Origin of the sequence: Vibrio zhugei, from assembly GCF_003716875.1 — a bacterium.
Classification (GTDB): Bacteria; Pseudomonadota; Gammaproteobacteria; order Enterobacterales; family Vibrionaceae; genus Vibrio; species Vibrio zhugei.
This window is the reverse complement of record NZ_CP033078.1, coordinates 962,841-988,762: the sequence shown is the minus strand read 5'-3', so window position 1 is coordinate 988,762 and position 25,922 is coordinate 962,841. Positions and strand designations below refer to the sequence as shown.

Below are 25,922 nucleotides of genomic sequence, written 5' to 3'. Positions count from 1 at the left end.
ACCTCTCACCTTTTACTGCTTTGATAACCAAGTATTCAAGGCCACTTTAATATCGTGAGCGACCGCTGCGATATCTTGATCAGCATTGATGGTGACGATTGACGAGTCTTGCTGCGCCAATTCTTGATACCGCTGACGAGTACGTTCGAAAAAACTGATATCCATTTTTTCAATACGGTCCAACTCTCCACGGCCACGAGCGCGCTCAAGCCCAACTCGCGGGTCAATATCTAAATACAAGGTCAAGTCGGGTTTAAAATCGCCCAGTGTTGTGTGCTTCAGATTCATTAAGGTTTCAGCCGCAATTTGTCGACCTCCGCCTTGATATGCCTGAGAAGAGAGATCATGGCGATCACCGACCACCCATAAGCCGGCTGCTAGCGCTGGCTTAATCACCGTTTCTACCAATTGCACACGAGCGGCGTACATCAGTAGTAACTCGGTCATGTCTTGCAATTTTTCGCCAGCGTGCTCCTCTTTAACAAGCGCGCGCATTTTTTCTGCTAATACCGTGCCACCGGGCTCACGAGTTCGTGTAATATCATCGATATGATGCGCTCTCAAGGCTTCCACCACCGCATTCATAGCCGTGCTTTTACCCGCACCTTCTAGCCCCTCGATAACGATAAATTTACCATTCATTTTCTATTTCTCAATTGTCTTAAATATGCACGCACAGCGCGGTTATGCTCGGTTAAGGTTTTCGAGAAGACATGTCCTCCATCACCACTTGCGACAAAGTACAAATATTGGCTCTTCTCTGGATGTAGGGCTGCTTCAATGGCATTTTTTCCTACCATGGCGATCGGAGTTGGCGGCAACCCGCGGATCACATAGGTGTTATACGGTGTAGCCTGATGCAAATCACGCTTGCGAATATTGCCATGATAGTTGTCCCCCATCCCATAAATCACCGTAGGATCGGTCTGTAAACGCATGTGTTTATTTAGGCGATTAACAAAAACTGATGCCACGCGGTGACGTTCACTATCCAGTGCGGTTTCTTTCTCAATAATCGAAGCAAGTGTTAATGCCTGATAGGGAGAGTCGATCGGGAGAGGTTGGTCACGCTCAGGCCACTGCGCATTCAAATACGCCATCAACTTGTCATGGGCACGACGTAAAATATCGAGATCACTCTGACCGGCGGTGAAATGGTAGGTCTCGGCTAAAAACAATCCTTCCAGTTTCTTATGCTCAATACCTAATTGCTTGGCTATCGCCTCTTCACTTTCCCCGTCGATGGTGTGCTCTAAATACTCGGTGTTCTCGAGGATGGCTCGCCAATCACTGAAACGGCTGCCTTCGACAAAGGTAACAGCAAATTGATGCTCTTTACCTGAGATAAAGCGCTCAAGGGCGGCACGTAGTGTCATTGATGGCGTTACTTGGTAGGTACCCGCTTTGATTGACACGAGTTCTGGGTGCAAGCGACGAACAAACCGCTCAACCACACTTTTCTCGATCCACTGGTTTTTCTCTAAAATATCCATCGAACGATTAATATTAGCGCCAAATGGTATGGTCACGAGTTGGTTTTCTGTCACTTGTAGAGGCTGAGCTAAATAGCGATCGACCTGATAACTCACATAGCCAAATCCGGCTCCCACAACCACGACCAGTATCGCCAGAACGACAATCAGTTTTTTTAACACAAATGGAACCTCTTTTGAAAACGGCGAGTATACTTGCCAATTGAATAGCAATGCTGCTGAATTTGACGCACGGGTGCAACACCTAATATTGCATTCGTAATGAAAACTTCGTCGGCATCCCACAGCTCCGCTAAAGAATACTGCCCGACCGCAAGCGTCATCCCACTCTCTTGAGCCGCATCCATCACACACCGCCGCGCAACACCGGCCACACCAGCAAGAGAGAGATCCGGCGTACAAAGTATATCGTCTTTAACCCAGAAAATATTGGCCATTGTGGTTTCAATAATGTGATCATTGAGATCGCAGCACAAACCATCTTGCCAACCAGCTCTATCCATCTCGGCTTTCATCAAGATTTGCTCCAACCGATTGGTATGCTTATGTCCGGCTAATAACGGATTTAAACCTAAGCGTTGTTGGCAAAGACCCAACTCAATACCGTCTGTTTGCCATTTGGCATAATGCGCGGGGAAAGTAAACGACTGAATAGTGACGGTGGGATCGGATACTTTGGCAGGACTATACCCCCTGCCTCCCTGGCCCCGACTGATGTGCAGCTTTAATCCAGCTTGCTCATCAGGCAATGCGGCATTGGCCAACCAAACCAGTATATCGGGCCAGTTTGACAATGGGATCCCCAATGCGTCTAAACAGGCTTGCACTCGTTCTTGATGAAAGGGCCACTGCTGAATATGACCGCCGCACGTTAACATGGTGGTAAAACAACCATCACCATATTGAAATGCCCGATCGCTCACGGATATCTGTTCGGCAAGGACGCCATTAACCAAAATCATCGTCTCTCCCTATAAACACAAACGGCTCAATGCAAAGCATCAAGCCGTTAGAACTCAAATCACGTAGCAAATAACGTGTTAGATGCGTTTGAAGATCAGTGAGCCGTTCGTACCACCGAATCCAAATGAGTTACACATCGCGTACTCCATTCCTTCGACTTTACGCGCCTTGTTCGGCACGAGATCGATATCCAAATCGTCTTCTGGATCATCGAGGTTAATCGTTGGAGGCACAATTTGATCAACCAGTGAAAGCACTGTCACAATCGCTTCTACAGAACCAGCGGCACCAAGAAGGTGGCCAGTCATCGATTTAGTTGAAGAAACGAGCACTTGTTTAGAGCCTTCTTCGCCTAAAGCAAGTTTGATACCGCGAATTTCTGCGACATCACCTGCGGGCGTTGAGGTACCGTGTGCATTGACATAACCGATTTGTGTACCATCGATATTGGCATCACGCATGGCAGCCGACATCGCTAATGCACCGCCGGAACCGTCTTCGGTCGGTTTGGTCATGTGATACGCATCACCTGACATACCAAAACCGACAATTTCAGCGTAAATCTTCGCACCACGTGCTTTTGCATGTTCGTACTCTTCAAGTACCATCATGCCAGCACCGTCACCAAGAACAAAACCATCACGGCCTTTATCCCATGGACGAGACGCTTTCTGAGGATCGTCATTACGTGTAGACAGCGCTTTTGCTGCACCGAAACCAGCCATACCTAGCTCTGTTGATGCTTTTTCCGCACCACCAGCAACCATAGCATCGACATCGCCATAAGCGATCATACGAGCCGCGTGGCCAATGTTATGCAAACCCGTCGTACATGCGGTTGAAATCGCAATATTAGGACCACGTAAACCGCGCATGATAGAGAGGTTACCCGCAACCATATTGACAATAGTTGAAGGAACAAAGAAGGGACTGACTTTACGAGGGCCTTTTTCAATAAGAGCATCATGGCCTTTTTCGATAAGTTCTAATCCGCCAATCCCTGAACCGATAGCGACACCCACACGAGCAGCATTATCGTCAGTAATTTCTAGATTAGAATCATCCAATGCCTGGATACCAGCAGCGATACCGTATTGGATAAATAAATCCATTTTACGTGCATCTTTTTTGGACATGTACTCTTCGCAATTGAAGTCTTTAACGAGACCCGCGAATTGAGTAGAAAAATTAGTAGTATCAAAGTGTTCGATATTAACAATACCACTTTGACCAGCTAGCAGGGCTTTCCAAGATGATTCTACAGTGTTGCCAACAGGTGACAACATACCCATGCCAGTGACAACGACACGACGCTTGGACACGATCATATTCTCCGGAATCAAGAAATTCTATGAGAGGTAATAGATGAGTTATAAAAAACTCAGGCGGCCAGAGGGCCGCCTGGGGAGAGAAATTACTGAGCGTTGCTGGTCACGTAGTCGATTGCAGCTTGAACAGTAGTGATTTTCTCTGCTTCTTCATCAGGAATCTCAGTGTCGAATTCTTCTTCAAGAGCCATTACTAGCTCTACAGTGTCTAGAGAATCAGCACCTAGATCTTCAACGAAAGAAGCTTCGTTTTTCACTTCTGCTTCGTCTACACCTAGCTGTTCAACAATGATTTTCTTTACGCGTTCTTCGAAGTTGCTCATTTTTTCTTTTCCTTTACAGATTTCGCCTAATGCGATGTTCCCGTAGTGTATTAGAACTAGGGAAAGTTGCAAGGGGGACCTTGCTGGTCAAACCACAATTTTGACGATTTTAACCGAAATTCATACCAATATTGATATAAGTCATGCATAAATAATATACAAACTTATTTCAACGCTAAATTGAATCCGAAGTCTATCATATATTTTCTCCGAACTCAGTATAGAAATGGTCTTAAACCATATACATGCCGCCATTAACGTGCAATGTTTCGCCAGTCATGTATCCTGCTTCCTCAGAGGCTAAAAATACCACTGCTGAAGCAATCTCACGAGGGTCGCCTAAACGACCAGCAGGAACTTGTGCCAGTGTTGCGGCGCGCTGGTCATCATTGAGTGCTTTAGTCATATCTGTTTCGATAAAACCAGGAGCAACCGTATTCACAGTTACGCCACGAGAAGCCACTTCACGCGCCATTGATTTAGTAAAACCAATCACACCCGCCTTCGCTGCTGCATAGTTTGCTTGGCCAGCGTTACCCATAGTACCAACAACGGAACCGATGTTAATAATACGACCATGGCGCTTTTTCATCATGCCACGTAGTACCGCTTTTGACATACGGAAGATAGACGTTAGATTTGTGTCCAAAATATCTGTCCACTCATCATCTTTCATCCGCATCAACAGATTATCACGAGTGATGCCAGCATTGTTAACTAAAATGTCCACGCTACCAAATTCATCACCAATATTTTTTAATACCGCTTCAATAGATGCTGGATCAGTCACATTTAGTGCTAACCCTTTACCCTTGTCACCAAGATAAGCATCAATCGATTGGGCACCATTTTCACTGGTTGCCGTACCGATCACGGTTGCACCGCGTTCAACCAATAACTCAGCAATCGCTTTACCAATACCACGACTTGCGCCTGTCACCAAGGCTACTTTGCCTTCGAGGCTCATGAAAGTACTCATGTTTCGCTTCCTATTCTTTACTTAACCGCATCGAGTGTTGCCACATTATTTACTGCGGCTGCATCAAGCGCTTTAACAATACGTTTGGTTAATCCAGTTAACACCTTACCAGGTCCCATCTCGATCAACTTTTCGACGCCTTGCTCATGCATGGCTTGTACGCCTTCAGTCCAACGAACTGGACTGTAGAGTTGACGGACTAATGCGTCTTTAATTTTTTCCGGTGATGTTTCTGCTGCAACATCCACGTTATTAATTACAGGTAACGTCGGTTCATGAAACTCAATCGCATTCAACGCTTCAGCCAATTTATCCGCTGCAGGCTTCATCAACGCACAGTGAGAAGGTACCGAGACAGGTAAAGGCAACGCACGCTTAGCGCCCGCTTCTTTACATAACGCGCCCGCACGCTCAACGGCTTCTTTTTCACCAGCAATCACAACTTGACCTGGTGAGTTAAAGTTCACCGGAGAAACCACCGCACCTTGTGCTGCGTCTTCACAGGCTTTTGCAACGGCATCATCGGCTAAACCAATAATGGCATACATTGCGCCGACGCCTGCAGGAACTGCTTGTTGCATCAATTGACCGCGCAACTGAACTAAACGAATCGCTTCTTTGAAATCGATCACGCCAGCACACACTAACGCTGAATATTCCCCTAGACTATGTCCAGCAAGAAGTTCAGGTTGCTCAAGCCCCTGCTCTTGCCATACACGCCAGATAGCAACAGACGATGCTAATAAAGCAGGCTGTGTACGGAAGGTTTCATTGAGATCTTCTGCAGGGCCATTTTGAACCAATGACCATAAATCATAGCCCAAGGCATCAGACGCTTCAGCGAAGGTCTGTTTTACCACCTCATATTGGTCACCCAGTTCTGCCAGCATACCGACGGCTTGTGAACCTTGACCGGGAAAGACGATAGCAAATTTGCTCATTCTATATTTCCTTTCGCAAAATAAAAGCATAAGCAGTGAATCAGACACGGCTTATGCTATCGAATAGAGTACTTAAAATTTCACTAGGGCTGAGCCCCAAGTAAATCCACCACCAAACGCTTCAAGTAACAAAGTTTGGCCGCGTTTAATACGGTTATCACGTACCGCTTCATCCAGTGCCGTCGGCACCGTCGCAGCTGACGTGTTACCATGGCGGTCAAGTGTCACGACGACTTGATCCATCGGTAGGGATAATTTTTTCGCAGTGGCAGAAATAATACGCAAGTTCGCTTGGTGTGGCACCAGCCAATCCAATTCGCTTTTATCCATATTATTCGCTGCTAGCGTTGTTTTAACCAGTTTAGACAACTGATTAACCGCCACTTTAAAGACTTCATTCCCAACCATGTGTAACCATTTGTCTGAATCTCCCCCATTTTCTGGGTTTTCAAGACTCAGTAGTTCACCGAACTGGCCATCAGCATAGATATGTGTCGACAAAATGCCGGGTTCTTCGCTAGCCCCGAGCACAACAGCACCGGCAGCGTCACCAAACAAAATGATGGTAGAACGATCCGTTGGATCACACGTTTTAGACAGCGCATCCGCACCAATCACTAAAACCTTCTTACACATACCCGATTTTATATGTTGATCCGCGATCGATAGCCCATAAACAAACCCAGAACATGCGGCCGCTATATCAAATGCGGGACAGCCTTTAATACCAAGGTTGCCTTGCACCTGACACGCAGACGATGGAAAAGCATGACTGCCACTCGTCGTGGCGACAATGATCATATCAATGTCGTTCTTATCGATGCCAGCCATATCAATGGCGTTTTTAGCTGCAATCGTTGCCATATCAGCAACAGACTCGTTCTGCTGGGCAATGCGTCGCTCGCGAATACCAGTGCGAGTCACAATCCACTCATCACTTGTGTCTACCATTTTCTCTAAGTCCGCGTTTGAGCGAATCTGAGATGGCAGGTAGCTGCCTGTACCTAAAATTTTGCTATACATGAAGACTAATGATGCCTCTCGAGTAAAATCGCTTCCAAACGATCGCTTATCCGGCTGGGTACTTGTCGTTTGATTTCGTGTACCGCTTCAGAAATTGCATTTACAACAGCGTGTACGTCAGCGCTTCCGTGACTTTTTATGACAATGCCGCGCAATCCTAGCAAACTTGCACCGTTATACTGGTCGGGGTTCAGTGTTTTTAGCTCAATAAATAAATCTGCAAACAATTTCCGAGCCACCCAACCCTTTATGGATGAAACTGAAAATTTCGCTTTCAGCTTATCAATAAAAAGTTGTGCCGTCCCTTCACACGCTTTTAAACAAATATTACCAACAAATCCATCACTGACAATAACATCAGCTTTATCTAAAAGTATCTGATTACTCTCAATATAGCCAACATAGTTTATCGATTGTGTCTGACTTAACATTTCAGAACAACGTTTGACCAAATCATTGCCTTTAATTTCTTCGGCACCAATATTCAATATCGCCACACGCGCAGGACGTCCTAAATGTTCTTCGGCTAAAGCGGCTCCCATAACAGCATACTGAAATAAAGAGTCGGCGTCGCTGGAGACATTCGCACCCAGATCTAACATCCAGGTTTTATTGCCTGTTGCCGTTGGCAGTGCTGAGACTAAGGCAGGCCTATCAACCCCAGGTAATACTTTAAGACGAAATCGTGACAATGCCATCAGTGCACCGGTATTACCACCACTGACACAGGCATCCACTTCACCATTTGCTACACAATCTATGGCCATATTCATTGAAGTATTGGCACTATGGCGTAACGCAAATGAGGGTTTGATAGAATCAGAAATGACGTGATCGCTATGCATAATACTCAAACGAGTACTCGGCTGGCAATCGAGCAGGGACAGTTGATGGGCGATTTGTGCTTGATCGCCTATTAGAAACACTTTTAGCTCTGGGAAAAGCGACAGTGCCTGCACGGCGGCAGGCACTGTTACACGGGGACCGAAGTCACCGCCCATTGCATCAAGTGCAACGGTTAAATTACGCAAAGGTCAACCTTACTTGTTGATAACCTTTTTGCCACGGTAGTAACCGTCAGCAGTCACGTTGTGACGTAGGTGAGTTTCACCTGATGTCGCATCTACAGATAGGGCAGCTGTAGTAAGCGCATCGTGTGAACGACGCATGCCACGTTTAGAACGTGTTTTACGGTTTTTTTGTACGGCCATTGACCCTACTCCTATGTTAAGTAATGTTTGAAATTATTTCTTCAAACTTTTTAAAACATCGAATGGATTCGGTTTGTCTTCGGCAACATCTGTTGGAAGCTCACCAAATACCAAATTGTTTGAATCAACGCTACATTCAGACTCATCGTGCATGGCAATATGAGGCAAACCGAGGATGAGTTCATCTTCGATTAACTGGATAAGGTCTACTTCACCGTATTCGTTTAGATCTACCAAATCATACTCTTCCGGTGCGTCTTCTTCGCTTTTCGCACTAAAATAAGGCGTATAAGTGAATTCGACATCGCATTCGTATGCGAAAACCTGATTACAGCGTTGACATTCTAAGTCTACATCGATGTTAGCTTTACCAGAGATAACAACGAGTCGCTGCTCATCCAACCCAAATGACAATGTAACTTGAGCATCGCGTTTAACGCTGGCGACTGATTCTGCGAGGCGCTTTAAAAGACTGACTTGGATGATGCCATCGTAGTCTAGACGTTTCTGAGCGGCTTTGCCGGGATCAACCGTCCGCGGTATTTTTACCTTTTGCATAGGGCGAGAATATTATCTTCCAAAACATATTTAGTCAAAGAAAAAGGCAAAAAACTTCGTTTTTTTTCCCTTTTCGCGTCAGTAGTTATTCGAGCTCGAATCCATTAAGATATCCGTCTCGTCACTTTTCATCATTGTAAATTAAAATGCCAAATTACCAACTCGTTTTATCGTCCACATCCCCATTCCGCCAAGAGTTACTCAAAAAATTGGGATTACCGTTTATTACAGCAAGTCCTGAGTGTGATGAAAGCCCACTCGACCATGAGCAAGCGGCCGATCTCGTTCAACGGTTAGCGCAAAACAAAGCGCAATCTTGTCAACTCAGCGAGCCCAGCCTCATCATTGGCAGCGATCAAGTTTGTGTGGTCAATAATACCATTATAGGCAAACCCCATACTGCAGAAAAAGCCATCGAGCAATTGATGAACCAAAGTGGCCAGTGCATCACTTTTTACACGGGCTTAGCCGTTTACAACAATCACACCCATGAGTGTGATGTGGTGTTAGATACCTTCAATGTTCACTTTCGTCAGCTCACCCGAGATATGGCTGAGAACTACGTCCGTAAAGAGCAACCGTTATATTGCGCTGGAAGCTTCAAATGCGAAGGTCTTGGTATCACGTTATTTGAACGCTTAGAAGGTGATGACCCTAACAGTTTGATCGGCTTACCACTGATTCAGCTGACGAAACTGTTAGAAAAACACGGTATACGAGCGATATAAGCGTATAAAAAAATCTAAAAAACCATAATAAGTCAGGTTTTAGTGGTCATTTCTCAAACGAGCGAGCGCTTTTTCTAAGCGCTCTTCTAATGGCGCACTGATGTCCATTTTTTCATTCGACCCTGGATGAACAAATTGAATATTCGCCGCATGTAAAAAGAGCCGTTGAATACCAAATTGCGCGGTGTACGCATCAAAACGAGGATCACCATAGCGGTCGTCCCAAGCGATCGGATGGCCTGTATATTGAGTATGTACCCGAATCTGATGCGTACGACCGGTAACCGGGCTCGCTTGTATCAGTGTCGCATCTTTAAATTTCTCGAGTATTTTAAACCGTGTTTCAGACGCTTTACCGTTTGGATTGACGCGAACAATACTGTTAACATCATTTTTCAGCAACGGGGCTTTTACGACTTTACAGCTGTTTTTCCATTGCCCCATCACCAGTGCGAAATAGTATTTACGCACGGTTTTTTCGCGAAATTGAGCTTGTAAATGACGCAGTGCTGAGCGCTTCTTTGCGACCAACAAAATGCCCGAAGTATCTCGGTCAATACGATGCACTAATTCTAAAAATCGCGCTTGAGGGCGTAAAGCGCGTAACGCTTCAATCGCACCAAACTTCAGACCGCTGCCACAATGAACGGCCGTACCCGATGGCTTATTCAAAATCAGCATATGCTCATCTTCGAAAATGATGCGCTGCTCGAGCTCTGCCACTTTATTGAGCTTGGTGCTGACTGGTGCATCCTGCTTAGACTCATCCGTTTGAATGGTCACCGGCGGGACACGTACCGTGTCTCCAGCCATCAATTTGTATTCGGCTTTGACACGCTTTTTATTTACGCGCACCTCTCCCTTACGCACGATCCGATAAATCATACTCTTAGGAACAGTTTTTAATTGGTTACGCAAAAAATTATCGATGCGTTGACCAGCCATATCGTCGTCAATATCGACAAGTTGGACTTGGGTTCTTATCTCACTCATGTCGCGTATTCTAACTGCAAACCGTGTAAATGCATATTTCGGATTTAGATAAATTTCACTTTTTCACTAAAATCACGTCGAACACCTAGAAAATGAGAAATTAAGTTTCCAAATTCAGCAAAAAATCAGTAAAACTAACGAACGGACTGAGTCGGTTTCTACCGTGATTTTTATTGCTGAAAGAGGAAGTTGTCAATTTTTGCGCAATGAAACAAAATTTTTCTCGCTTTCTTATAAAGCAGATTGCTGAGTTACGCAGTCACTGCTATAGTTCACACCTGTCTATGAGGATTGTTCGGTTCTATTTTTTCCGTGCCTCTCTCATACACAATGAAATGAGTAACAGGCCGAAAACTAATGTGCAGCAAGTGGCGTAAGACACGGTTAGTTAACGCCCTCTTGCTGCTCTACTCATCGCTTTTTCATGCTGAGTATCTACCGCATAAATCCGCGGATCACAGGCGTTTTATTTGTCTGTGGTAACTGAAGTGCCCACGAGCATCCCTCCAGCCGGGAGGCTGTACCGATAAGCCATGGGATCAGGCACCTTGAAAACGGCTCAAAGCAGCAAGAACAAAAATCAAAACAAAAGATAAAGATAATGAGATTTTTTCAATGAAAAGAATGCTAATTAACGCAACTCAGAAAGAAGAGATGCGTGTCGCGTTGGTTGATGGCCAACGTTTGTTCGACTTGGACATCGAAAGTCCAGGACATGAATCTAAGAAATCAAACATATACAAAGGACGTATTACCCGCATTGAACCAAGCTTGGAAGCAGCGTTCGTCGACTATGGCGCAGAACGACACGGTTTCCTTCCTCTTAAAGAAATAGCACGCGAATACTTTCCCTCTGGATACACTTTTAAAGGCCGACCAAGCATCAAAGAAGTGCTTAAAGAAGGCCAAGAAGTTATTGTTCAAGTAGAGAAAGAAGAACGTGGTAGTAAAGGCGCGGCCCTAACAACGATGATTTCGTTAGCGGGAAGCTACTTGGTTCTTATGCCAAATAACCCGAAAGCGGGCGGCATTTCACGTCGTATCGAAGGTGAAGAGCGCACAGCATTGAAAGCGGCCATCGACACTTTGCCTAAAGATAAAGGCATTATTGTACGTACGGCTGGCGTGGGCAAAAGTGCGGAAGATCTCGCCAGTGACTTTGGTTATCTCACCAACCTTTGGGAACGTATTCAAGTTGCGGCTAAATCTCAACCAGCACCGTTTCTGATCCATCAGGAAAGTAACGTGGTTGTACGTGCGATTCGTGATTATTTACGTCGTGATATCGGCGAAATCATGATCGATAGCCAAACCATTTACGACCGTGTCATGGAGCACATCAACGATGTTCGTCCTGACTTTGTCAGTCGCGTGAAGAAATACGACGGCGATGTTCCTCTGTTTAGTCACTTCCAAATCGAAAGCCAGATCGAATCGGCGTTCCAACGAGAAGTCCGTTTGCCGTCAGGTGGTTCGATTGTTATCGATCCGACAGAAGCCCTCACCTCGATCGATATTAACTCCTCTCGTTCAACGAAAGGCGGTGATATTGAAGAAACGGCCCTCAATACCAACTTAGAAGCGGCCGATGAAATCGCCCGTCAATTGCGATTGCGTGATTTAGGCGGTTTGGTCGTGATCGACTTTATCGATATGACGCCCGTTCGCCATCAACGCGAAGTCGAAAGTCGTATCCGTGAAGCGGTTCATATGGACCGAGCGCGCGTACAAATCGGCCGTATTTCCCGTTTTGGTTTATTGGAAATGTCTCGCCAGCGCTTAAGCCCTTCTCTGGCTGAAGCCAGTCACCATATTTGTCCACGTTGTTCGGGGACAGGTGTGGTTCGTGATAACGAATCTTTAGCGCTATCGGTATTACGTTTGGTGGAAGAAGAAGCCTTAAAAGACAACACAGCACAAGTATTGGCTGTCGTTCCTGTCTCCATTGCGTCTTACCTACTCAATGAGAAGCGTCGTTCTGTCAACCACATTGAACGTAACCAAGAAGTCAAAATCACCATCATCCCTAACTCGGATATGGAAACGCCGCATTTCGAAGTACTGCGTATTCGTGAAGGTGAAGAGCACGACTTACTTTCTTATCTAGTGCCGAAAAAACTCGAGCAAATGAAAGAAGCGGAAAGTAAAGAGAATGGCGAAGCCGCTCTGAAACCAAAACGCATTGAAGAGCCTGTGTTGAAAAGCTTCACTTCGCACTCGGCCAACACTGCTGCGAAACAAGCGAAGCCAGAGACTGCGAAAGCGGACACTGCGCAACACGCATCGCAACCCGGTCTGTTCTCGCGCATTGTCACAGGGCTTAAAAAACTGTTAAACCCAGAGCCTCAAACCGCAACACCTGCGAAAGAGACCAGCGTTGAAACCGCTCAAGCGCAAACTGACACCAAACAAGACACTCAAAACGACAAGAGCAAATCGCACCAGTCGCGTCGTGACAATAATAATGATCGCCGTCGTCCACAGCGCGACCGTAATCAAAATCGTCGCAACGGTAATAAGTCAGCCAACGCAAATAGCCAAGGCAATAACACTGAAACGACTGCGCAAGATAAATCGGCGAACGACAACAAGGATAACGGCAATCAAAACCGTAAACCTAAGCAAGAGCGTAAGCCACGTCAAGATCGTAAGCCTAAGCAAGATCGTCGTAATAACAACGATAATGACGAGGCGAAGCCAACGAAAGTCCAAGAGCAGGGCCGTCAAATTGCTGAAGAAGCACACACGCCTCAGCAAGATAACAAGCCACAGCAAAAGGACAATCAAGCAGACGCTAAAAATGTCAAAGTGAAAGAGCGTCGTCAGCGTCGTAAACTCACTAAGCAGGTTCGTGTCAACTCGAAAGTGACCGAAAAAATCACCGACGAAGCGGACGTGTCTGCACAAGCGCCAGTACAAGCGACACTTGATGAGCAAACCGCTGCTCCAATCGCACCACAAGCCGAGGCCTCAGTCACCACCGATGAGACCACCGCTGATAAGCCGAAAGAACAGAAGCAACGTCGTAATCGCCGTTCTCCTCGTCATCTTCGAGCCAGTGGCCAACGTCGTCGTCGCGGTCGTGATCGTCGCCCTAACCCATTCCGCCTACGTAAAGGTGGAGTTGCCTCTCCAGAGATGGCCATGGGTAAAGTGATGCCAAGTTACGGCATAACCAAACAAACGCCGAAGGCAGAAAAGCCAGCTCAAGAACAGAAGAGCGAGCAAAATGTCACACCAATAGGCGGGTTTGCATTCCCTGAGATGGCAATGGGTAAAGTGATTATTCGTCGCGAAGAGAGCCAAACCACAGAACCATTAGTCAAATCGCAACCAGCCCAAGAAGTGACGGTGGAAACAACCGTAGCCAGTCATGTTGAAGAGCACACCATTGAATCTAGTGTTGCTCAACAGCAGGTTGCAGAAAGCACGGTTGAGACAACCGATAACGTTGCAAAATCAGTCACAGAAACACCGGCTGAGTCAACAGAGCAAGGGGTTGTCGATACAGCCGTAGATGACAGTGCGACGCCAGTGGCACCCGTATCTGCTGACGCTACGCCAGATGCACAACCTGCAACGCCAGAAGTTAAAGTGACGGACAACAAAGCGAGCGATATGAAACACTATAAATTGCATGCTTCATCCGAGATGACCAAAGCACCGGGTACTCATGAGATGGCAGAGATAACGATCAATGCAGCACCATTCCGCACGGAACGTTATCAGTCAAAAGGCGCAGGTAGCCAAGCTGCTCGCAGCCAGGCTAGTGCCGAGATGGCGAACACGGCGAAATAACCGCCATTAGAGAGAATAAAAAGGCTGCTATTAGGCATAATGCCGATCAGTTAAGACTAAAATGATCGGTTGAAGGATCCATCTAACGTGTCAAAATCCGAGTGTATTCATGCACTCGGATTTTTTTATGTTTTTAAGACAAGCACTTAACCAAGTACACAAATTTTCTGCTGAACAACTTTCGGGGTTATCTGACCTACTTTCCCCTGAACTCATTTCGCAATGTTTAGAAGATACCGGAATTACCACAGTTCGTAGACGAAGATTGCCTATGGAGATGATGGTATGGAGTGTCGTTGGGATGTCTTTATATCGTCACTTGTCTATGGAGAAAGTTGTGTCGAAACTGGATATCCTCCTTCCAGGTAAGAAGCCATTTGTTGCTCCAAGTGCCGTCATCCAAGCCAGACAACGGTTGGGCTCCGATGTCATGAAATCCGTTTTTACTCAAACACAGAAGATTTGGCATGATAAAACGCCTCATCCAGACTGGCATGGACTCACGCTTCATGCTGTCGACGGCGTCGTCTGGCGAACGCCAGATACGAAAGAAAACGGTGAGACATTCAGTCGGACTCGGAATCAAAAGTGCTCGTCCGAATATCCTCAAGTGCGCATGGTCTGCCACATGGAGCTGACTAGTCATCTTCTAAATAGCGCTTCGTTCGATTCCACATCAACAAGTGAAGTGGACCTAACAACGGAGCTCATAGAGCAATCACCAGATAATAGCCTGACTATCTTCGATAGAGGTTTTTATGCGCTAGGGCTTTTACACCGTTGGCAGACAACAGGGACAGAAAGACATTGGCTAATTCCCATGCGTAAAGGGGCGCAATACACGACACTTCGCCAATTAGGACGTGGTCAAGAGCTGGTTGAGTTAACGCTATCCCCACAAGCGAAGAAGAAGTGGCACGATGCACCAGAAACACTCGAGGCTCGATTAATCACCAAGACGATAAAGGGGAAGGAAGTTCGGTTATTAACCTCAATGACAGATCCCTTGCGTTACCCAGGGCAAGACATAGCCGAGCTATATAGCCATCGGTGGGAAATCGAACTTGGTTATCGAGAAATGAAGCAATATATGCTGCAAAACACCCTAACCCTAAGAAGTAAAAAGCCTGAGCTAGTAGAACAAGAATTATGGGGCATGCTGCTGGCTTACAACTTACTTAGGTTCTTGATGTGCCAAATGGCTTACGATCAAAACAAGGTCATGCCTTACCAGATAGGGTTCAAACAAGCTTCGTTGTTCTTAATAGGGCAATTACAGCAACTGCCGTCAGTGGCACCGGGAAGGGTCCCGGAGGTGATGAATTACATCTTAGATATGGCTGAGAGTTTTACGCTGCCAGAAAGGAGAGAACGAAGCTATCCAAGAGCAGTAAAAAGAAGGCCCAGTCGCTATGCGACCAGGCCTTCTAAAAGATGTTAAATGCCTCTTAACTTACAAGCATTATGCTATTAGGCAGCCTTTTTTTATGAACTCTTTGTATACAATATCTCAATAATTGAACTGCACGCGACATTTCTGTAGCATGCGCCCTCTATTGCAAGTTGTTATCTTGTTACTGACATGTGTACTTCACAGTTATCCACTACACTGTAACGGTATATAGCCAGCTAGCAAAATCCCCTTTTACTATATGAGAAACAATCAACATGTTTGAATTTCCGCAGTTTACTAAGCACTCGGTGAAAAACGATGTGCTGTCTGGTTTAACGGTCGCACTTGCACTGGTGCCTGAAGCGGTCGCGTTTGCTTTCGTGGCGGGCGTAGAACCTATGGTCGGCTTATATGCCGCTTTTCTTGTCGGTTTGATGACGTCGATTTTTGGCGGTCGTCCAGGAATGATTTCTGGCGCAACCGGCTCAATGGCGGTCGTGATGGTGAGCTTAGTCGCGGTTCACGGTGTCCAATATCTGTTTGCCGCCGTGCTCCTTGCCGGTATCCTACAAATTCTAGCCGGGGTCTTTAAGCTCGGTAAATTTATCCGTATTGTCCCGACTCCGGTGATGATTGGCTTCGTCAACGGCCTGGCTATCGTGATCTTTCTCGCTCAATTGGGACAATTTAAAGTCCCAGGCGCTGACGGCGCAATGCATTGGCTTGGCCAAGAGAAATTGCTTATCATGCTGGGCTTAGTCTTATTGACCATGGCCATTATTCACTTTTTGCCTAAACTGACCTCTGCAGTGCCAGCCTCTTTAGCGGCGATTGTTGTGATTACTCTGATCGTACATTTCTTCCATTTGGATACGCGCACCGTTGTCGATTTCCTACGATCAATGACTGGCAACGACAATGCCACGATGGCTGGTAATTTGCCGTCTTTCTCGATTCCCGATGTCCCTCTTACTTGGGAAACGTTACAAATTATCGCACCTTACTCAGTGATCCTTGCTGGCGTTGGTTTGATTGAATCCTTACTGACCCTTACCGTCATTGATGAAATGACTAACACTCGCGGAAAATCAAATCGCGAATGTATCGGACAAGGCATTGCAAACGTCAGTTGTTCATTCTTTGGTGCTATGGGTGGCTGTGCCATGATTGGCCAGTCAATGATCAACATTAATTCTGGCGGTCGTGGTCGTTTATCGGGTATTACCGCTGCCATTGCTCTATTAATGTTCATTCTATTCACCTCGTCACTGATCGAGATGATTCCTTTAGCCGCCTTGGTCGGTGTGATGTTCATGGTGGTGATTGGAACATTTGAATGGGCGACTTTCTCACTCGCACGCCGTGTGCCTAAGCAAGACTTTTTCTTGATTGTACTCGTTACTGTCATCACGGTGTTTACCGACCTTGCCATGGCGGTGGGTATTGGCGTCATCGCTTCAGCGTTAATGTTTGCATGGCAACACGCCAAGCATATCTACGCCAAACAAGAAACGGATGAAGCTGGCGTGAAAACCTACAAAATTGACGGACCAATCTTCTTCAGTTCAGCGGCGAATTTCACCGAAATTTTTGATGCTGATAACGACCCGAAAGAAGTGGTCATCGATTTTGCGCGCTCTCGTGTGGTGGACCATTCCGCCATTGAAGCGATTGAGACCGTGGCAGAACGCTACTCTTCACAATGGAAAGTCATTCATTTACGTCACCTAAGTAAAGATTGCCGTGCCCTATTGAAAAAAGCGGGCAGCTTAGTCGAAGTCAACAATGAAGAAGACCCTATCTATAAAGTGGTGACCAACTCGTTAGCTGGTTAACCTAGCGGCACCTTCTGTGGGGTTGATGGGTAGGAGCAGCGCAAGCGCATTCCTCTTATCAATCGTCGCTATCGTAGAATGGGTAGATCAACGCCTTGTTGAACTACCCATTGCAAACATACTTTCACAACGGTGGCAAAGACGACGTCAACACCATCCAATAAAAAAGCCCCGCTGCTCGGCAGCGGGGCTTTTTGCATCATAAACCTAAGTGCGCTTAGGCTTCGCTTTTATTTTTCTTAGCAGCAGGTTGTTGTTTCTCTGCTTTCTGCGCTTTCGCTTCTTCATGAGCGCGTTTTACCGCGGCAACTTGGTCGGCTTTTTTCTTAATAACCGTTGTGCCTTCAAAGGTTTCGCCTTCGACATAAGCATTACCGTAGTAAGACGCAATCAAGACCTCTTTCAACTCACTAATTAATGGGTAACGTGGGTTCGCACCGGTACATTGGTCATCAAACGCTTCCACCGCTAACTCATCAAGTTTGGCAAAGAAGTCGGCTTCATTCACGCCAACCGCTTGAATTGACATTGGAATGTCTAATGCAGCTTTCAATTCATGCAACCAAGATAGTAGAGCTTGAATTTTCTCAGCAGTATGTGCGCCTTCTTTTACAAGGCCAAGATGCTCAGCGACTTCGGCATAACGACGACGCGCTTGTGGGCGGTCATATTGAGAGAACGCTGCTTGTTTTGTTGGGTTATCGTTCGCGTTGTAACGTACGACGTTTTCCATCAATAGCGCGTTCGCTAAACCATGCGGAATGTGGAACTCAGCACCCAGTTTATGGGCCATTGAGTGACAGACACCTAAGAACGCGTTGGCAAAGGCAATACCGGCGATCGTCGCGGCATTGTGTACACGTTCACGAGCAATAGGGTCATTCGCGCCATTGGCATAGCTTGATGGCAGATACTCTTTTAACAGTTTCAAAGCTTGTAATGCTTGACCATCAGAGTATTCACTCGACATCACAGAAACGTACGCTTCTAATGAGTGAACCACTGCATCATAACCACCAAACGCTGTTAACGATTTTGGCATGTTCATGACTAAGTTCGCATCCACAATAGCCATGTTTGGCGTGATTTCGTAATCAGCTAGCGGGTATTTCGCGCCAGTTTCATCATCGGTTACCACAGCAAATGGGGTCACTTCTGAACCTGTGCCTGACGTCGTAGTAATACACACCAGTTCCGCTTTTTTACCCATTTTAGGGAATTTGTAAATACGTTTACGGATATCCATAAAGCGCATTGCCAATTCTTCAAACTCGGTTTCTGGGTGTTCGTACATTACCCACATAATTTTCGCAGCATCCATCGGTGACCCACCGCCCAGCGCTAGAATCACGTCAGGCTTGAAGCTGTTCATTTGCTCCGCACCTTTACGTACGATGGATAAGGTTGGATCCGCTTCGACTTCGTAGAAGGTTTGCACTTCCATGCCTTGTGCTTTCAATAAAGCAACAATTTCATCAGCATAGCCATTGTTGAACAAGTAACGGTCGGTCACTAAGAACGCACGTTTTTTGTCTTCTAAATCAGACAAAGCTACAGGCAGTGCACCGCGGCGAAAGTAGATAGATTTTGGAAGTTTGTGCCACAACATATTTTCTGCTCGTTTTGCAACAATCTTTTTGTTGATGAGGTGTTTAGGACCCACGTTTTCAGAAATAGAGTTCCCACCCCAAGAGCCACAACCGAGCGTCAGTGATGGTGCAATATTGAAGTTATATAAATCACCAATACCGCCATGAGTCGTTGGGATATTGATCAAAATACGAGCGGTTTTTAATTTGTCACCAAAATACAAAATACGGTCTTGGTTTCTGTCTTGGTTGGTGTAGAGACCCGATGTATGACCGATGCCACCAATCTCAACCATGTGCACCGCTTGAGCTACCGCATCTTCAAAATCAACCGCACGGAACATACCCAATGTTGGCGACAGTTTTTCATGCGCAAAAGCATCTTCCGTTGTCACTTTACCGTGTAAACCTTCACCAATCAGGACTTTGGTATCAGAAGGTACGGTAATGTTTGCCATTTCAGCAATTTTCGTAGCTGGCTGACCAACAATCTTCGCGTTAAGAGCGCCATCGATAAGCAGTACATCACGTACTTTCGCTGCTTCATCTTTGCTAAGCACATAGCCTTTATGAGAAGCAAAACGCTCTTTCACTTGCTCGTAAACTTCATCAACAACAATGACTGCTTGCTCAGAGGCACACACGACACCGTTATCAAATGTTTTAGACATCAATACAGAGGCAACCGCACGTTTGATATCCGCCGTTTCATCAATCACGACAGGCACATTACCAGCACCCACACCAATGGCAGGTTTACCTGAAGAGTAAGCCGCTTTCACCATACCTGGGCCACCAGTGGCGAGAATCAATGCGAGGTCTTCATGACGCATCAATGCATTAGACAGCTCAACCGAAGGTTCATCAATCCAACCGATGATGTCTTTGGGTGCCCCTGCGGCAACCGCAGCATCTAGCACAAGTTTCGCTGCATCATTGGTGGAGTGTTTCGCTCGTGGGTGTGGAGAAAAGATAATACCGTTACGAGTTTTCAAAGAAATGAGTGACTTAAAAATCGCAGTTGAGGTTGGGTTAGTGGTTGGAACAATACCGCAAATAATGCCAACAGGCTCAGCGATGGTCATGGTGCCCATGCTGTCGTCTTCTTCTAACACACCACAGGTTTGTTCATCTTTGTATTTGTTGTAAATATATTCTGAGGCGAAGTGGTTTTTAATCACTTTGTCTTCCACAATCCCCATGCCAGACTCAGCAACAGCTTGCTGAGCGAGCGGGATACGCGCTTGGTTTGCCGCAAGTGAAGCCGCACGGAATATTTTATCGACTTGTTCTTGCGAATAAGTGGCGAATTCTGCTTGAGCTTTTTTCACACGTGCCACAAGAGCATCGAGTTCAGCTAAGTTAGTTACAGCCATATTAGATCTCCTAAATCAAAAATAGTTAAAAACTTTTTAGTAAGTCTTTTACGTTCACATCCCGATTTCTGGATGTTTTACGCCTTCGAACACTTAATAAACGGCTTTCATGTGGTGAGTATAGACGTGAATACACGCAATAAAATTGATTTGGATCAGTTTGACTGATTAAAAAGTGACATTATTTTCACCCTGCAAAAAAACCCACTAACCACATGTTTTTTAAGGTTATTTATCTCTATGAAATTCATTAATTTTTGTTAAAAATCCTCAATTAAGTTAGAGAATTACGAGCAGTTGTAAAAAAATTTCAAACTCTCGCTTCTCTCCATTCGCACTACATTGTGTATGTGCCACTGGATGATTATAACAACACTGATCGCGGCTTTTGGTCAAAAAAAATTCTCGTTTATCCTGCCTTACGCACAAAATGACAATTGTCTCTCTCTTTCAAATCTCGCATTACTTTTTTTAATGCTTTATTGATAATTTACTACAATTTTTTTCATTCGTTATCATGCGCTATTTCGCTTACATTACCCGCACATTTTCGTGTTTACTTCCTTCATTAGAGTAGGATCATGGCATATAACGACTTCTCCATCTTTTTACATTTTTTTCTGGGCTTGTTGGCGACCGTCAATCCCATTGGAATCATGCCTATTTTTGTGTCTTTAACCAGCCACATGGAACACGATGAGCGGAGCAAAACTGCACGCACAGCCAACCTCTCTGTTGCCATTATTCTTATCTGTTCGCTATTAGGCGGGCAATTTTTATTAGATATGTTCAGTATCTCTCTCGATGCCTTTCGTGTCGCCGGTGGCCTGCTGTTAATCAGTATCGCGTTTTCTATGATGAGTGGGAAATTGGGAGAAGATAAACAAAATAAACAAGAAAAAAATGAGTCCATCAGTCGTGAGCAGGTGGGTGTGGTACCCCTCGCGATGCCACTCATGGCCGGACCTGGTGCCATTAGCTCTACGATTGTGTACGGATCGCGCTATCCTACAACCTTAGATTTGTTCGGGATCGTCATAACAATCAGTGTGTTTTGTTTTGGGTGTTGGGCGTTATTTCGTTCTGCGCCATTTATTGTCCGCTTTCTCGGCCAAACAGGCATCAACGTCATCACTCGGATCATGGGGTTAATCCTCGCCGCACTCGGGGTTGAATTTATTACCAATGGATTAAATAATTTGTTGCCCGGCCTGTCTGGATAATCCCTTACTATGATCCACCATCCTAAGAAAAAAGCGCCGACCAAGGTCGACGCTTTTGCTATCAAAACGGCATTATTACATTACGACTTCTCTGCCAAGATAATACGCAATGTCCGGCGTAATGGCTCCGCAGCGCCCCATAATAATTGGTCGCCAACGGTGAAGGCATTCAAAAAGTCATCCCCCATTTTCATTTTGCGCAGGCGCCCAACAGGAACTGACAAAGTCCCGGTTACTTTTGCAGGCGATAGATGCTGCTCTGTGATACTGCGCTCATTTGGCACCACCGTCGCCCACTCATTATGAGATGCGATAATATCTTCGATCTCATCCATAGGGACATTTTGCTTAAGCTTAATCGTCAATGCTTGCGAATGACAGCGCATCGCTCCCACACGGACACAAGTTCCATCGATTGGCACTGGTGAGTCTTGCAATCCAAGGATCTTATTGGCTTCGACGCCGCCTTTCCATTCTTCTTTGCTTTGACCATCATCACGCTTGACATCGATCCAAGGGATTAGCGAGCCTGCAAGTGGTACGCCAAACTCTTGGGTTGGAAAAGAAGAGGAGCGCATGGTTTCCGCGACTTTGCGATCAATGGTGAGAATGGAACTGGCTGGGTTGGCGAGCTCAGAGCTGACAGAATCCGCAATCACCCCCATTTGAGTGATCAATTCACGCATATTCTTGGCACCCGATCCCGATGCTGCCTGATACGTCATCGCACTGGTCCACTCCACCAGCCCTTTATCAAACAAGCCACCTAACCCCATTAGCATTAGGCTGACGGTGCAGTTACCGCCGACAAATGTTTTCTTGCCATGATGAATGCCTTGTTGAATTTGCGTTAAGTTTACCGGATCCAACGTGATAATCGACTCATCCACCATACGCAATGTCGATGCGGCATCAATCCAATAGCCTTTCCAGCCCGCCTGACGAAGTTGCGGATACACTTTTTCAGTATAGCTGCCGCCTTGGCAAGTAATGATAGCATCAAGATGTTTTAAGCTATCAATATCAAACGCGTCTTGCAGCGTTCCGGCTTCTTTGCCGTAATTCGGTGCCACTCCCCCCACTTGTGAGGTACTAAAGAAAGTCGGTTCAATATGTTGGAAATCCCCTTCTTCTACCATACGCTGCATTAATACCGACCCGACCATGCCGCGCCAACCTACAAGACCTACTTTCATTCTCGACTTCTCCATGTTCTTTGTTATTGGTTTACCCATCTATAAGGGATTCTCAACAAAATCTCAACCACGAATATCTCATGACCAAACAGAAGATGAAAGGAAACACGCCATACAATGCAGCGATTTTTCCCAGTCAAGAGCACAGTTACCAATGAATGAGATTGACATAAACCCCTTATAAATTTAGATAATTATGCCATTTAGTGCAAAACAATCGGAATAGTAACTTCTATTATAGATACAAGAATTTTTAATATTTAACGCTATAAAAACCGGTTTAATGTCGATTTTTACGCAAAGAATTACTTTCCAAACTCGATAAATCACTATGTTTAAGGTAGAGTGCTTACCATATTTTTCTATCCTTACACCAATTCATTAGCATAACCATTCGAAAGAGTTTTTTTATGGTATCTGCGGGCAAGCGCTTACCAAGCATGCTACAAGTTATTGTGTCACTCGGATTATTTCTACTGATCGCATTTTCTTTTACAGCAAAACTCGACTTACCCATTCAACTCGCGTTGTATATTGGCTGGTTCATTATTATTGGCTTGGGATTACGCTTGGGCCACAAATATCATGATTTAGAAAAAGCCGCCCTAAGTGGGATATCGAATGGGCTTGGAGCGGTGCTTATCTTACTCGCGGTCGGCGCACTGGTCGGCACATGGATTGCTGGCGGCATCGTCCCAACCATCATCTATTACGGCCTCAAAGCGATTCACCCTTCCATATTTTTACTCGCAACCATGATCATTTGTTCTCTTACCGCTCTCGCGACAGGAACCTCATGGGGCGCGGCTGGTACCGCAGGCATTGCTATGATGGGCATTGGACAAGGACTTGGTGTTCCGGCCCCTGTCACCGCTGGCGCGGTGCTCTCAGGGTGCTATTTCGGCGATAAAATGTCCCCCCTGTCAGATTCTGTTATTTTAGCCTCAAGTATGTCGAACGTTGAAGTAGTAGAACACATTAAAGGTATGTTGCCGATTGCCGCGATCAGCTATGTCATCACCGCAATTATGTTTACCGCATTTGGCATTCATTATTCGGGACAAGTCGACATGTCAAAAGTGCAATCGGTCATGCTGTCCATGCAAAATCAATTTGATATTACGCCTTATTCCTTTGTTCCAGTCATTATTGTATTGGGATTATTGGCATTACGTTTACCTTCTTTCCCGGTGATCAGCTTTGGCTCATTACTTGGCGTGGTTTGGGCTGTGATGGTGCAAAATATGGATCCGCTCATTGCGTTCAAAACAGCGTGGGCACCTTACTCGATTGATTCCGGAGTCGAGTTTATTGACTCCATCCTTAACCGGGGTGGCATGTCCTCGATGCTCGGCTCGGTCGCGGTGATTATCTTCGGGTTGGGTTTCGGCGGCTTATTAGATAAAGTCGGTGTGTTAGAAACCATTGCAAAACTCTTTACTCATCGCATCACGAATGCGGGCTCTTTAGCGACGAGCACGATTGGAACGGCGTTTCTTGGTAATGTATTTGGCTCCGCCATGTATGTATCATTAATTCTGACGCCCAAAATTTGCGCGAAAAACTATGATCGTCTCGGTTATCAACGTAAAAACCTATCACGTAATGCGGAATTTGGGGGCACGCTGACCTCAGGCATGGTGCCATGGAGTGATAACGGTATTTATATGGCAGGTATTTTAGGAGTCGCAACGCTCTCTTACGCCCCCTTCATGTGGTTAAGTTTCGTGTGTATCATCATTACCATTGCGTGTTCATACATGGGCTGGTTCATTGACCCATGCGAACCTGTCGATGAAAGTATGGCGCCATCACAACCCCCTCAGCCTAGCGCTACCGTGACGGACAATGCTTAGTGAAAAAAGCCCAAGTCACAATGAGTGACTTGGGCTTTAATAGAAAGAATCCGAGAAATGCGTTTAATGTTTATTGCGGGTCAGCTGGTCTTTGAGATTAGGTGGCGTTCCCTTAATGGTCAACGTGTCGGTCTCTGGATCATAAAACACACGCTCTCCCATCAGTAGGCTATCAAAACTGATATTTAGACCGCCCCCCGCACCGACATACTTAGTCAGCTTACGCACCGCGGTGCGGTCACCGGGAAAGCTTTCTTCAAGTTCATAACCATGTTGCTGGGTGTACTCTAAGAAGCTCGTACCGTCACTGCTCGGTGATAATTCACCAGACAATTCTTGCACTTCGATTTCATCACCGGATTTAATCTGTTCATTACAATACTCAGCGACTTGTTTTTTGTAACTGATGGCTTCTTCTTTTTCGAGCTTAGCGTCAGAACAAAAATCTTGCACCGCCTGCATTAATACTTGGTTTTGCTGCTTGGTATCCAGTCCCACGTTTGCCTGAAGAAAGTCTAAAAAGAAATCGGCGACTTTGCGCCCTACTCGCCCTTTGATATATGTCAGGTAGCGATTAGACGCGTTATCGGTTTCATAACTGGAAATATCAATGCGCGCAGCAATATCCATTTTATTCAGGTCCAGATAGTCAGTCGCACTAATGTCTAGTCCTTCTGTCACTTTCAAACTCTGATTCGTTGGCAGTAAACCAATAAATAAGTAATCGGTCGCCAGCGACTGATATTCAGCAAATACCAAAATCCCCGCTTCCGCGAAAGGGTACTTTGCTAATTCGTCGCACAAACGTTGCCCACTTACTTGAGAAAAATCGTAAAAATCACGCTTTCCTTGACGTAATTCCTGCAGCCAAGTTTGAAATTGACTATCTTCTTGAAAGGAACCAAAACCTTTACTGGCTTTTGCATTGAATACACGATGCAATTCGGCCACAAGATTTTCTGTGGAGGTATCATTATCGAGCGCTTGTGCTCTAAAGTTTACGACAAGCTCGTCGCTATCATTTTTACGCAATTGGTGCAAAATAACGTTAGAAAGGTGCAGACTCATAGTGAAATTATCATCGTTGGGTTTCAGTTGTAGGGTATAGTAGGTTAT

At 45.7% G+C, this 25,922-nt stretch carries 21 protein-coding genes; 6 read left to right on the top strand and 15 right to left on the bottom strand.

What is annotated here, in order from left to right:
• Nucleotides 1-12: 12 nt before the first annotated feature.
• The 11 genes from tmk to yceD form a co-directional block, all read right to left on the bottom strand.
• Nucleotides 13-642 (bottom strand): dTMP kinase, encoded by a 630-nt coding sequence (gene tmk / locus EAE30_RS09865; RefSeq protein ID WP_123015759.1) that lies wholly within the window; start codon nucleotides 640-642, stop codon nucleotides 13-15.
• Nucleotides 639-1,655, bottom strand: a complete 1,017-nt coding sequence (gene mltG, locus EAE30_RS09860; protein WP_123015758.1) for an endolytic transglycosylase MltG — start codon at nucleotides 1,653-1,655, stop codon at nucleotides 639-641. The genes tmk and mltG overlap by 4 nt, the downstream gene beginning before the upstream one ends.
• The gene (gene pabC / locus EAE30_RS09855) at nucleotides 1,649-2,455 is read right to left on the bottom strand and encodes an aminodeoxychorismate lyase (RefSeq protein WP_123015757.1); all 807 of its coding nucleotides are present in this window, start codon (nucleotides 2,453-2,455) and stop codon (nucleotides 1,649-1,651) included. Before pabC ends, mltG begins: the two co-directional genes overlap by 7 nt.
• A 78-nt stretch (nucleotides 2,456-2,533) precedes the next feature.
• The gene (gene fabF, locus EAE30_RS09850; protein WP_123017323.1) at nucleotides 2,534-3,778 is read right to left on the bottom strand and encodes a beta-ketoacyl-ACP synthase II; all 1,245 of its coding nucleotides are present in this window, start codon (nucleotides 3,776-3,778) and stop codon (nucleotides 2,534-2,536) included.
• A 92-nt stretch (nucleotides 3,779-3,870) separates the two neighbouring features.
• Nucleotides 3,871-4,107 carry an acyl carrier protein gene (gene acpP, locus EAE30_RS09845; RefSeq protein ID WP_077311774.1) on the bottom strand — a complete coding sequence of 79 codons (237 nt, stop codon included), beginning with the start codon at nucleotides 4,105-4,107 and terminating at the stop codon, nucleotides 3,871-3,873.
• A 232-nt stretch (nucleotides 4,108-4,339) separates the two neighbouring features.
• A complete protein-coding gene (fabG, locus tag EAE30_RS09840) occupies nucleotides 4,340-5,074 on the bottom strand; it encodes a 3-oxoacyl-ACP reductase FabG (protein ID WP_123017322.1) in 735 nt (244 codons plus the stop codon).
• A 29-nt stretch (nucleotides 5,075-5,103) separates the two neighbouring features.
• Nucleotides 5,104-6,027: an ACP S-malonyltransferase gene (gene fabD, locus EAE30_RS09835; protein WP_123015756.1), complete on the bottom strand. Its 924-nt coding sequence runs from the start codon at nucleotides 6,025-6,027 to the stop codon at nucleotides 5,104-5,106.
• 72 nt (nucleotides 6,028-6,099) lie between these two features.
• Nucleotides 6,100-7,050, bottom strand: a complete 951-nt coding sequence (locus EAE30_RS09830) for a beta-ketoacyl-ACP synthase III (protein WP_123015755.1) — start codon at nucleotides 7,048-7,050, stop codon at nucleotides 6,100-6,102.
• A gap of 5 nt (nucleotides 7,051-7,055) precedes the next feature.
• Nucleotides 7,056-8,081, bottom strand: coding sequence for a phosphate acyltransferase PlsX (gene plsX / locus EAE30_RS09825; protein WP_123015754.1), 1,026 nt, complete (start codon nucleotides 8,079-8,081; stop codon nucleotides 7,056-7,058).
• Between the two features lie 9 nt (nucleotides 8,082-8,090).
• Entirely contained in the window at nucleotides 8,091-8,261 is a 171-nt protein-coding gene (gene rpmF / locus EAE30_RS09820) for a 50S ribosomal protein L32 (RefSeq protein WP_074373232.1), read from the bottom strand.
• A gap of 33 nt (nucleotides 8,262-8,294) precedes the next feature.
• Nucleotides 8,295-8,819, bottom strand: a complete 525-nt coding sequence (gene yceD / locus EAE30_RS09815; RefSeq protein ID WP_123015753.1) for a 23S rRNA accumulation protein YceD — start codon at nucleotides 8,817-8,819, stop codon at nucleotides 8,295-8,297.
• A gap of 146 nt (nucleotides 8,820-8,965) precedes the next feature.
• Between yceD and EAE30_RS09810 the strand changes: the two genes are divergently transcribed.
• Nucleotides 8,966-9,547: a Maf family protein gene (locus tag EAE30_RS09810; RefSeq protein WP_123015752.1), complete on the top strand. Its 582-nt coding sequence runs from the start codon at nucleotides 8,966-8,968 to the stop codon at nucleotides 9,545-9,547.
• Between the two features lie 39 nt (nucleotides 9,548-9,586).
• Here EAE30_RS09810 and rluC read toward each other — a convergent pair whose 3' ends face one another.
• Complete coding sequence (gene rluC, locus EAE30_RS09805) at nucleotides 9,587-10,540, bottom strand: 23S rRNA pseudouridine(955/2504/2580) synthase RluC (RefSeq protein WP_123015751.1); 954 nt, start codon at nucleotides 10,538-10,540, stop codon at nucleotides 9,587-9,589.
• A gap of 615 nt (nucleotides 10,541-11,155) precedes the next feature.
• Between rluC and rne the strand changes: the two genes are divergently transcribed.
• The 3 genes from rne to EAE30_RS09790 all read left to right on the top strand — a co-directional run bounded on the left by rne (nucleotide 11,156) and on the right by EAE30_RS09790 (nucleotide 17,566).
• On the top strand, nucleotides 11,156-14,338 hold the full coding sequence (gene rne, locus EAE30_RS09800; protein WP_123015750.1) for a ribonuclease E: 3,183 nt from the start codon (nucleotides 11,156-11,158) through the stop codon (nucleotides 14,336-14,338).
• Nucleotides 14,339-14,465: 127 nt separating this feature from the next.
• Nucleotides 14,466-15,779 carry an IS4 family transposase gene (locus EAE30_RS09795; RefSeq protein WP_123017299.1) on the top strand — a complete coding sequence of 438 codons (1,314 nt, stop codon included), beginning with the start codon at nucleotides 14,466-14,468 and terminating at the stop codon, nucleotides 15,777-15,779.
• Nucleotides 15,780-16,006: 227 nt separating this feature from the next.
• On the top strand, nucleotides 16,007-17,566 hold the full coding sequence (locus EAE30_RS09790; protein ID WP_123015749.1) for a SulP family inorganic anion transporter: 1,560 nt from the start codon (nucleotides 16,007-16,009) through the stop codon (nucleotides 17,564-17,566).
• A 217-nt stretch (nucleotides 17,567-17,783) separates the two neighbouring features.
• Here the strand turns inward: EAE30_RS09790 and adhE are convergent, their stop codons facing one another.
• On the bottom strand, nucleotides 17,784-20,531 hold the full coding sequence (adhE, locus tag EAE30_RS09785; RefSeq protein WP_123015748.1) for a bifunctional acetaldehyde-CoA/alcohol dehydrogenase: 2,748 nt from the start codon (nucleotides 20,529-20,531) through the stop codon (nucleotides 17,784-17,786).
• 581 nt (nucleotides 20,532-21,112) lie between these two features.
• Here adhE and EAE30_RS09780 point away from each other — a divergent pair.
• A complete protein-coding gene (locus tag EAE30_RS09780; protein WP_123015747.1) occupies nucleotides 21,113-21,754 on the top strand; it encodes a YchE family NAAT transporter in 642 nt (213 codons plus the stop codon).
• Nucleotides 21,755-21,834: 80 nt separating this feature from the next.
• Here the strand turns inward: EAE30_RS09780 and asd are convergent, their stop codons facing one another.
• Nucleotides 21,835-22,950 carry an aspartate-semialdehyde dehydrogenase gene (gene asd / locus EAE30_RS09775; protein WP_123015746.1) on the bottom strand — a complete coding sequence of 372 codons (1,116 nt, stop codon included), beginning with the start codon at nucleotides 22,948-22,950 and terminating at the stop codon, nucleotides 21,835-21,837.
• Nucleotides 22,951-23,360: 410 nt separating this feature from the next.
• Between asd and nhaC the strand changes: the two genes are divergently transcribed.
• Nucleotides 23,361-24,806, top strand: coding sequence for a Na+/H+ antiporter NhaC (gene nhaC, locus EAE30_RS09770; protein WP_123015745.1), 1,446 nt, complete (start codon nucleotides 23,361-23,363; stop codon nucleotides 24,804-24,806).
• A 63-nt stretch (nucleotides 24,807-24,869) separates the two neighbouring features.
• Here the strand turns inward: nhaC and yejK are convergent, their stop codons facing one another.
• Nucleotides 24,870-25,874 (bottom strand): nucleoid-associated protein YejK, encoded by a 1,005-nt coding sequence (yejK, locus tag EAE30_RS09765; protein ID WP_123017321.1) that lies wholly within the window; start codon nucleotides 25,872-25,874, stop codon nucleotides 24,870-24,872.
• Between the last annotated feature and the right edge of the window lie 48 nt (nucleotides 25,875-25,922).